We start from the raw sequence: 9,430 nt of genomic DNA, 5'->3' as shown, positions 1-9,430 counted from the left end.
TCCAACGGCAATGTGCTGGCCACGGGCGATACCGTCATCCTGATCAAGGACCTGAAGGTCAAGGGCTCCTCCATCGTGCTGAAAAAAGGCACCAAGATCAAAGGCATCCGTCTGCCCGAAGGCGCGGGCGACCATGAGGTGGACTGCAAGACCGATCAGGGTGCCTTCATGCTCAAGGCCGAATTCATGAAAAAGGCCTGATCGGGCTGTGCCGGAGCACACCATGGCGGCGCGGCCTTCACGCTACTGGGCTGACCTGAGCACGCGGGACTTTGCCGCCTTGCAAGCCAGCGGCGAAGCCGCGCGCACCATCGCGGTGTTGCCCGTGGCGGCCACCGAGCAGCACGGCCCGCACCTGCCGCTGTCGGTGGACACGGTGCTGGTGGATGGCATCGTCAAAGCAGCCCTGCCGCATCTGGCCGCTGAACTCCAGGCGCTTTTCCTGCCCACCCAGGCCATCGGCCTGAGCCCGGAGCATGCGCGCTTTCCCGGCACGCTGACGCTCAGGAATGAAACCATCCTGCGTCTGTGGACCGACATTGGTGAGTCGGTCGCGGCAGCGGGTGTGAAGAAGCTGGTGCTGTTCAACGCGCATGGCGGCAACGTCAGCGTGATGGACCTGGTGGCGCGTGACCTGCGCGCGCGCCTGGACATGCTGGTCTACAGCGTGAGCTGGTTCAACCTGCCGCTGCTGGACGCGCAGGGCCAGGATGTCAATGCGCAGTTTTCAGCAGAAGAGCACCGTTTTGGCATCCACGCCGGAGACATCGAGACCTCGATGATGCTGGCGCTGGACCCTGAACACGTGCACATGGATCTGGCCCGCAACTTTGCGTCCACGTCACAGATGCGCGCCCGGCAGTTCGACCTGCTGGGCAACGGCAAAAGCGCCAAGCTGGGTTGGCAGATGCAGGACTACAACCCCGCAGGCGCAGTCGGCAACGCGGCGGCGGCCACGGCTGACAAGGGCCACGCGCTGGTCCATGCCGCTGGCCGGGCGCTGGCGCGGCTGCTGGCCGAGGTGGCACGTTTGCCGGCTGACACCCTGGCCCCCTCGCCCAAACCTTTGTCTGAGTGACGCCGCACGATGGCCGCGTATGACCTGTTGGCCTTGGGCGCGGCTGCCTGTTGGGCGGTTGGCAGTGTGATGTCGGTGATGCCCTCGCGGCACTTGGGCGCGTTTGCCTTCACCCGCTGGCGCATGGCCATGGTGGCGGTCATGTTGTGGTCCGTGGTGGCGGTGACCGGCTCCTGGCGGAGTTTTGCGCCCGCTGATTGGGGGGTCATGGCGGTCAGCGGGCTGATTGGCATTTTTATTGGCGACACGGCCCTGTTTTCGGCCATGAACCGGCTTGGGCCGCGCCGTGCCGGGGTCCTGTTTGCCACCCACGCGGCCTTTAGCGCGGCGCTGGGGTTTGTCCTGCTGGGTGAGCGGATGAGCCCGCAGGCCCTGCTGGGGGCCGTGCTGACGCTGGCCGGGGTGATGACGGCAATGGCGCTGGGCCGCCACAAGGACGAAACCCATGAATGGGAAGCCAATCATGGCCATGTTGGCAGCGGCGTGGCGCTGGCCCTGCTGGCCGCATTGTGTCAGGCGGTAGGGTCGCTGGTGGCCAAGCCGGTCATGGCGGCCCACGTTGACCCGGTGATGGCGTCGGCGGTGCGGGTGACGGTGGCCACGGCCGCGCACGGGGTGTTGCTGCTGTCAGGTTTTCAGGCGGCGCGCGCCACCCAGGCGCCAACGGCGCGGGTGCTGGTGCGGACCGGGCTCAACGGCTTCATCGCCATGGGCATTGGCATGACACTGGTGCTGCTGGCCCTGGAAAAGGGCGATGTGGGCATGGTGGCGATCCTGTCGTCGGTGTCGCCGATCCTGGTGTTGCCGCTGCTGTGGCTGCAGCTCAAGCGTGCACCGGCGCCCGGGGCCTGGGTCGGGGCCATCCTGACCGTGCTGGGCACCGGGCTGATCCTCTGGCGCTGAGGGCCGCGGGCGGGCCGAATGGCCTGCGTTAGAGATGGCACTCTAACTATTTGTTGCAATGCAGCAAAAATGCCTTGCGGATCTCCGGTGCATCCCTATAATCCGGCTTATGCTGCACTGCAACATGATTTTGTGAAGCTGCTGCAACTGACCTACCTTTAAAGGAAACACCATGATGATCACCGTTGACCAAATCACTGCCGCCAACCAAGCCAATATGGACATCGCCCGTCATCTGTCGACCAAGACGTTTGCCGGCTTTGAAAAGCTGGTGGAACTGAACCTGGCGGCTGCCAAGGCGCTGATGACCGAGTCTTTCAGCCACACGCAGTCCCTGCTGTCGGCCAAGGACGCGCAACAAGTCGTGGCGCTGCAGTCTGGCCTGGTGGCACCCCTGGCCGAAAAAGCCGTTGCCTACGGCCGTCATGTGTACGGCATTTCGGTGGAAACCAGCGCCGAGTTCACCAAAGCCCTCGAAGGCAAGGCCACTGAAGGCCAGAAGGCATTGGGCCAAGTGATGGACAACCTCACCAAGAACGCCCCGGTGGGCAGCGAGTCCGCCCTCGCCGTGCTCAAGAGCGCCCTGGCTTCCAGCCAGAACGCCATTGAGTCCGCCCAAAATGCCGCCAAGCAGGCGCTGGCCATGGCCGAGAGCAACGTCACTGCCGTGACCGAGCAGGCTTTGAGCGCTGCCGCGGCCGTGGCCAAGAAGGCCTAAACCTTCACCGGCTGGCGCTGCCAGCGGCCTCCAAAGGCACCCTCGGGTGCCTTTTTTTGTTACAGCAGCACTTGCCCGTCGATACAGGTCACCACATCACCCCCAACCCAGACCTGGCCTGCCTCGTCCCGCGCCAGATACACCTGGCCGTGGCGTCCCAGGCAGGTGCCCTGGGTGGCGACGTAGCGGTTGGGCGTCAGGCCGTCGGTCATCAGCCACTGCGCCAGACTGGCGTTGAGACTGCCGGTGACCGGGTCTTCCGGGACGCCGATCGGGGCGGCAAAGGCGCGCACGGTCAGGCCCACCGGCGCATCGGCTGGCGCTGCGCCAGACGCTGGTGTGCCACCAAAAGCCCGTGCTTCCCGGTTTGATCTTGCAATCAAATTGGTAGCTACCGAGGCAGATTCGATGTGGGCTAACCCCACTTTTTGCCCTAAACGTTTGAGTTCGGCATGGTCCGGTGTCAGGGCCAGCACGGCCTCCTGGCTGTTGACCAACAAGGCCAGCCAGACCGGCCCGTTGTCGAGCAGCTGGCTGCTGACAATGGCGTCGGGCGCCAGGCCCAGCGCTTGCGCCACGGCCGTCACCAGGGCCGGGTCGGGCGCACTACGGCGCAGTGACGGTGCAGCGAACGCCAGCCGACGGCCATCCTTGCGGATGGCCACCAGCCCCTTGGCGCATTCCTGGACGATGGTCTGGCTGGCGCGCGGCTGGCCACCGGCCTGCAGCCAGGCGTGGCAACTGCCCAGCGTGGGGTGGCCGGCAAACGGCAGCTCACCGCCGGGGGTGAAGATGCGCACCCGATAGTCGGCACCTTGCGCCGCCGCTTCGGCGCTGGGCGGCAGCAAAAACGTGGTTTCCGACAGGTTGGTCCATTGGGCAAAGTGCTGCATGTCTTCGGTCGACAGGTCCGAGCCGTCCAGCACCACGGCCAGCGGGTTGCCCAGATAGGGGGTGTCGGTGAACACGTCAACTTGTTTGAAAGGGCGGTTTTTCATGGGGTACGACTTCCGTGTAAGAGCATTAGGACAGGGGCAGATCGAGCACGCCGCGTACAGCCGGGCGGGCCAGGATGCTGGTGTACCAGCGTTCCAGATGCGGCAGGTTGGGGCGGGGTTGCGGCAGGCCGAACCAGCGGTGGATGTCGCAGGCCACCGGGATATCGGCCATGCTGAACTCGGCACCGCCCAGGTAGGCGCGTTGTGACAGGTGTTGATCCAGCAGGGTCAGCAGGGGCGTCATGGCAGCTACCGACTTGGCGATCACACTGGCGTCGCGCCGATCTTCGGGCGTGCGAATCCACTGCAAAAAGGCGGCGCCACCTGCCGGGTTGAGCGTGGTCTGTTGCCAGTCCATCCAGCGCTCCGCATCAAAACGCTGCGCCAGATCCTGTGGGTACAGCGCCGGCGCGTAGCGGGCGCACAGGTAACGCACGATCACGTTCGACTCCCACAACACCAGCTCGCCGTCTTGCAGCGTGGGCACCTGGGCATTGGGGTTAAGACTCAGGTACTCGGGCGTTTTCACCACGCCAAAGGCCAGACCCGCGTCGGTGCGCGAGAACGGCACGCTGGTTTCTTGTGCGGCCCAGACCACCTTGCGGACATTGAGCGAGCTCAGCCGCCCCCAGATGTGCAACATGATCATGCTCCTAAACGTTCTTTGATGGCGGCGGCCAGCGCTGCCACCCCGCGGTGGATCTCTTCGACGCTGGGGGTGACGAACGACAGGCGCAGTGTCCGTTCATCACCATGGTCCGCGTAAAACGGCGCGCCAGGCACAAACGCCACCCCTTTGTCCACGGCGTGTGGCAGCAAATCTACGGCCGTCATCCCAGCCGGCAGACGCGCCCAGAGGAACATGCCGCCAGCGGGGGTGTTCCAGGTCAGCGATTGATCGGGCTGGCTGGCGGCATCCGGGAAGTGCTGCGCCAGCGCTTCCAGCATAGCGTCGCGCTGCGCCTTGTAGCGGGCGCGGATGGTGGGCACATGGCGGTCCAGAAAACCGTCTTTCATCACCTCGGCAATCATGCGCTGGTTGAAGCCCGGGCTATGCAGATCGGCTGCCTGCTTGGCCTGCAGCAGCTTGGGGTAAACCGCCTTGGGCGCCACCATGTAGCCCAGCCGCAGCCCGGGGGCCAGCACCTTGGAGAACGAGCCCAGGTAAATGCTGCCTTCGGGGTCGCGCGCGGTCAGTGTGGCGGGCGGTTCCTGCTCAAACCACAGGTCGCCATACGGGTTGTCTTCGACCAGGGGCAGGCCGCGTTGTTGCGCCAGTGTGCTCAGTGCGGCGCGGCGGCTTTCACTCATGGTGTTGCCGGTGGGGTTCTGGAAGTTGGGCAGCAGGTACAGAAAGCGGGCGCCGTCAGCTTTTTGGGCCAGGTCGGCGATGACCACACCCTCCGTGTCGTTGGCCACACTCACCACCTGTGGCTCCATCGGGATGAAGGCCATCACGGCGCCCAGGTAGGTGGGGGACTCAACCAGGATCTTGCTGTCGGCATCCACCAGCACCTTGGCCACCAGGTCCAACCCCTGTTGGGAGCCGGTGGTGATCAGGATTTGCGACGCGTCCACGGCCCAGGGCACACCGCGGGCGGCACTTTGCCGGCTCAGGGTCTGGGCCACCATCTCGCGCAGCGGCCCAAACCCTTCACTGGCGGCATATTGCAGGGCGCCGACCGGGTCGTCCTTCAGTACCTTGGCGCAGGCGGCCTCGAACTCGGCCACCGGAAAGGCCTTGGGCGAGGGCAGGCCGCCGGCAAAACTGATGATGCCGGGCCGCTCGGTGACCTTGAGGATTTCACGGATCACGGACGGGTTCATGCGCGCGGCGCGGCGCGCCAGGTGCCAGGGGGAGGGAGTGTTGCTCATGCAGGTTCCTTTGACAGACGGGGATAAGACGGCGGCGACGTTGACAGCCGCCTGCTGATGAAAACCGTGGCCATGACCGCCAGCGCGAAGCCCAGGGTCATCAGCTCCAGCGGTTCACCCAGCAGCGGCACGGCGGCCAGAATGCTCAGGAACGGCTGCAGCAGCTGGGTCTGGCTGACCCGTAATGCGCCGCCCATGGCCATGCCGCGATACCAGGCAAAAAAGCCGGCCCACATGGAAAACACCCCCACGTACAACAAACCCAGCCAGGCCGAGGTGGCGACGCTGTGGGTGGGCCAGGTCAGCAGTGCGCCGGGCAGGCTGATGGGCAGCGCCATCGCGCACACCCAGCAGATGACCCGCTCGGCGCCCAAGGCGTGGGTGACCTGCGCGCCGTAGACATAACCCACGGAAGCCGCCAGCACGGCGCCGAGCAATAGCAGGTCAGCCCACTCGAAACCAAAACCATGGCTTTGGGCAGAGGCGCGCAGCAGGGAGAACAGCACCACCAGGACGCTGCCCAGGCCGGCGCAGACCCAGAACCCGAGCCGCGCTCGCTGGTGCAACACCAGTGCGGCCACCGCAGCGGTGGTCAGTGGCAGCAGCGCGGTGATGACGGCGGCGTGGCCCGAGGTGACATGGCGCAGCGCAAACCCCAGCAGCAGCGGAAAGCCGATGGCATTGCCTGCCAGCGCCAACAGCAGCGGTTTGCGCTGCGCCGGGGTGGGCAGGGCAGAGCGGGTGATCAGCAGGAAGGCCAGCGACAACACCCCCGCCAGCGCGGCCCGGCCAAAGGTGACAAACCAGGGCGAGAGTTGTGGCGCCTCCACCGTGCCGGTGGCCAGCCGCGTCATCGGCAGGGTCACGGCAAAAATGGACACGCCCAGCACACCCAGCCACATGCCCAAGGTTTCGTGTTTCATACGGTCAAGGCCCAGTCAGCCGCGTGGCGGGCATGCAGCGCTGTGGTGTCAAACAGCGGCAGCGGGCAGTGGATCGGCTCGATCAGCAGGGCGATTTCGGTGCAGCCCAGGATGATGGCCTGGGCGCCCTGGGTCTGCAGGTCACGGATGATGCGCAGGTAGCCGTCGCGCGAGGCGTCCAGCACCTGGCCCAGGCAGAGCTCCTCATAGATCACCCGGTGCACCAGCTCGCGCCCGGCCGGCGGCGGCACCAGCACGGTCAGGCCGTGGTTCTGTTCGAGCCGCTGGCGATAAAAGTCCTGCTCCATGGTGAAGCGGGTGCCCAGCAGGCCCACGCGGGTGAATCCGGCCTGGCGAATCGCCTGGGCGGTCGGGTCGGCAATGTGCAGCAGGGGGATGGCCACGGCGCGTTCGATGGCTGCCGCCACCTTGTGCATGGTGTTGGTGCACAGCACCAACCCTTGGGCGCCGGCGCGCTCCAGCGTCTGGGCGATATCCGCCAGCAGGGCACCGGCGGCCTCCCATTGGCCACTGGCCTGCAGCTGTTCGATCTCGGCAAAGTCCACGCTGTACAGAATCAATTTGGCGGAATGCAGACCACCCAGTTGTGCCTTGACGGTGCGGTTGATCTGCTGGTAGTACGGCACCGTGGACTCCCAGCTCATGCCGCCAATCAGGCCCAGGGTTTTCATTGGGTTGCTCCCATTGTTGTAGCTGTACACGCTTGTTATATGCGGTCTAGAGGGGTATTTTGCTTAAAAAGTGCTCATCCAGGCGGCGGTGAGCACCAGCACCCCGGCCATGCTGCGGTTGAACCAGCGCAGGCGCCGACCACCATGCTCGGGGTCGGCCAGCCACTGGCGCAGCAGTGTGCCCACCAGCGCATAGGTCAGGTTGCTGCTCAGGGCAAACAGCATCATCAGCGGCAGCACCATGGTAAAGCGGTTGGTGATGTCCTCACGCCCAGCCAGCCAGCCAGCCACCACCGTCAGGGCCAGCATCCAGGCCTTGATGTTGAGGAACTGCAGCATCACCCCTTGCCAGAACGTCACCTCCAAGGGCCGTGCTTCGGCCTGCATCAGGCTGCTGGCGCGAAACAGTTTGAAGGCCAGCCACAACAAATAGGCGACACCCAACCCCTGCACCCCCAGGCGCAGTGCCGGCACGGCCAGCACCAGCGTACCCACCCCGGCAGTACACAGGCAAAACAGCAGGCCCCAGCCCACCGGCACCGCCAGCACAAAACGCAGCGAACGCTTCAGACCCAGGTTCGCGGCCAGCGCGGTGGACAGCGTGGTGTTGGGGCCTGGGGTGAAACTGGTGGCCGTGCACAACACCAGCAGCGCGGTGAGTTCAGCGGACGTCATGGGGTGAAAGACAGGTGATCATGGCCTGAATGTAGCGCACAAAACAATACACTCACAGTACACTTTCAAAGACATTTAACTGAACTGTATGGTTTGACCGAGCAACACAGATGACATCGCAAGAGACACCTTGGTTGGTGAAAACCGCCTCCCAGCCACTGGCCGGACAGCTGGCGGCCCGCCTGAGTGAGCGAATCCACAACGGTTTGCTGGCGCCTGGCGCCCGCTTGCCGTCGGTGCGGCAATGCGCCCAGCAGCAATCGGTGAGCCCCAGCACCGTGGTGGCGGCGTATGACCAGTTGCTGGCGCAGGGGCTGGTCGAAGCTCGGCGAAACCGCGGTTTTTTCATAAGAAACAGGGCGCTAGCCCGGATAAATCAAGCACATGTAGCTATTAAAACAGGAGCTATTTCCGGGCCAGGCGGTGACGGCGATCCAGGGCTGGCGCCGCCACCTGTGCCGGCGAACGCCACGGCGCTGATTCGCGGCATGTTCCATGGCGGCGGCGACCGGCTGCAGCCTGGGCTGGGGGCGTTCCCGCCGGACTGGCTGGAAACCGGCTTTTTGTCGGCCGCCGTGCGGCGCTTCACCAGTGGCGCGCAGTTGCAGGCGTTTTCACTGCAATACGGTGAGGCCGCCGGTGACCCCGGACTGCGCCAGGCACTGGCTGGTCGGCTCCAGGCGCTGGCCATACCGGCGGGGGCGTCACAGATCATGACCACCGTCGGGGCCACCCATGCGCTGGACATTGTCAGCCGCACCCTGTTGCGCGCCGGGGACTGTGTGATGGTGGAGGAGCCGGGCTGGGCGATCGAGTTTGCCCGGCTGGACGCTTTGGGCATGCGCATTCTGCCGGTGCCGCGCGGCCCCGATGGGCCGGACCTGGCGGTGATGGCCCGTTACTGCGAATTACACGCGCCCAAACTGTTCGTCAGCGTGAGTGTGCTGCACAACCCGACTGGGTATTGCCTGAGTCCAGGCAGTGCCCACCGGGTGCTGCAACTGGCCCAGCAATACGACTTTCACATTGTTGAGGATGACACCTACAGCCATCTGGCGCCCGATCACGCCACCCGCCTGTCGGCGCTGGACGGCTTGCAGCGCACGATCTACGTCAGTGGTTTCTCCAAAATCCTGGCGCCGGGTTGGCGGGTGGGTTTCATGGCGGCCCCGGCCAAGCTGTTTGAACGCTTGCTCGACACCAAGCTGCTGGCCACCCTGACGACGCCGGCCTTGCTGGAAAAGGCCCTGGCCTGGTGTATTGACCAGGGCCAGCTGCGCCGCCATGCCGAGCGCATCCGCATCCGGCTGGACCTGGCGCGTGCCCGCAGTGTGAAACTAGCGCTGGCCACCGGCTGTACGTTTGCCGCGCCGCCCACCGGGCTGTTTGGCTGGGTCGAAACCGGGGTGGACACCGATACCCTGGCGCAGCGCATGCTGGATGTGGGTTATTTGCTGGCGCCGGGGTCGCTGTTTCATGCCGCCCGGGCGCCAGCCACCCTAATGCGCATCAATTTCTGCACCACGCAGGATGCCGCGTTCTGGCAGGTGTTTGGCGAGGTGCGGGCC

General features: G+C 65.2%; 11 protein-coding genes. 5 read left to right on the top strand and 6 right to left on the bottom strand.

Annotated features, from left to right (window positions below):
• The 4 genes from PHW99_RS16595 to phaP all read left to right on the top strand — a co-directional run.
• Window positions 1–201 (top strand): zinc ribbon domain-containing protein YjdM (locus PHW99_RS16595; protein ID WP_300180172.1); only part of this gene is annotated, 201 nt, incomplete at its 5' end.
• 22 nt (window positions 202–223) lie between these two features.
• A complete protein-coding gene (locus PHW99_RS16590; RefSeq protein WP_300180169.1) occupies window positions 224–1,078 on the top strand; it encodes a creatininase family protein in 855 nt (284 codons plus the stop codon).
• A gap of 9 nt (window positions 1,079–1,087) precedes the next feature.
• Window positions 1,088–1,981: a DMT family transporter gene (locus tag PHW99_RS16585; protein WP_300180166.1), complete on the top strand. Its 894-nt coding sequence runs from the start codon at window positions 1,088–1,090 to the stop codon at window positions 1,979–1,981.
• 172 nt (window positions 1,982–2,153) lie between these two features.
• Complete coding sequence (phaP, locus tag PHW99_RS16580) at window positions 2,154–2,699, top strand: TIGR01841 family phasin (protein WP_300180163.1); 546 nt, start codon at window positions 2,154–2,156, stop codon at window positions 2,697–2,699.
• Between the two features lie 59 nt (window positions 2,700–2,758).
• Here phaP and PHW99_RS16575 read toward each other — a convergent pair whose 3' ends face one another.
• The 6 genes from PHW99_RS16575 to PHW99_RS16550 form a co-directional block, all read right to left on the bottom strand.
• The gene (locus tag PHW99_RS16575) at window positions 2,759–3,697 is read right to left on the bottom strand and encodes a PhzF family phenazine biosynthesis protein (protein WP_300180160.1); all 939 of its coding nucleotides are present in this window, start codon (window positions 3,695–3,697) and stop codon (window positions 2,759–2,761) included.
• A gap of 25 nt (window positions 3,698–3,722) precedes the next feature.
• Window positions 3,723–4,340: a glutathione S-transferase gene (locus PHW99_RS16570; protein WP_300180157.1), complete on the bottom strand. Its 618-nt coding sequence runs from the start codon at window positions 4,338–4,340 to the stop codon at window positions 3,723–3,725.
• A 2-nt stretch (window positions 4,341–4,342) separates the two neighbouring features.
• A complete protein-coding gene (locus tag PHW99_RS16565) occupies window positions 4,343–5,572 on the bottom strand; it encodes a PLP-dependent aminotransferase family protein (protein ID WP_300180154.1) in 1,230 nt (409 codons plus the stop codon).
• Complete coding sequence (locus tag PHW99_RS16560; RefSeq protein ID WP_300180151.1) at window positions 5,569–6,495, bottom strand: DMT family transporter; 927 nt, start codon at window positions 6,493–6,495, stop codon at window positions 5,569–5,571. Before PHW99_RS16560 ends, PHW99_RS16565 begins: the two co-directional genes overlap by 4 nt.
• Entirely contained in the window at window positions 6,492–7,187 is a 696-nt protein-coding gene (locus PHW99_RS16555) for an aspartate/glutamate racemase family protein (protein WP_300180147.1), read from the bottom strand. The genes PHW99_RS16560 and PHW99_RS16555 overlap by 4 nt, the downstream gene beginning before the upstream one ends.
• A 63-nt stretch (window positions 7,188–7,250) precedes the next feature.
• On the bottom strand, window positions 7,251–7,862 hold the full coding sequence (locus tag PHW99_RS16550) for a LysE family translocator (protein WP_300180144.1): 612 nt from the start codon (window positions 7,860–7,862) through the stop codon (window positions 7,251–7,253).
• A 110-nt stretch (window positions 7,863–7,972) separates the two neighbouring features.
• Between PHW99_RS16550 and PHW99_RS16545 the strand changes: the two genes are divergently transcribed.
• Window positions 7,973–9,430: PLP-dependent aminotransferase family protein (locus PHW99_RS16545; protein WP_300180141.1), on the top strand; the 1,458-nt coding region annotated here is incomplete at its 3' end.

Origin of the sequence: Rhodoferax sp., assembly GCF_028689305.1 — a bacterium.
Classification (GTDB): domain Bacteria; phylum Pseudomonadota; class Gammaproteobacteria; order Burkholderiales; family Burkholderiaceae_C; genus Rhodoferax.
The sequence above is the reverse complement of the archived record's forward strand: the minus strand, read 5'-3'. Positions and strand labels throughout refer to the sequence as shown.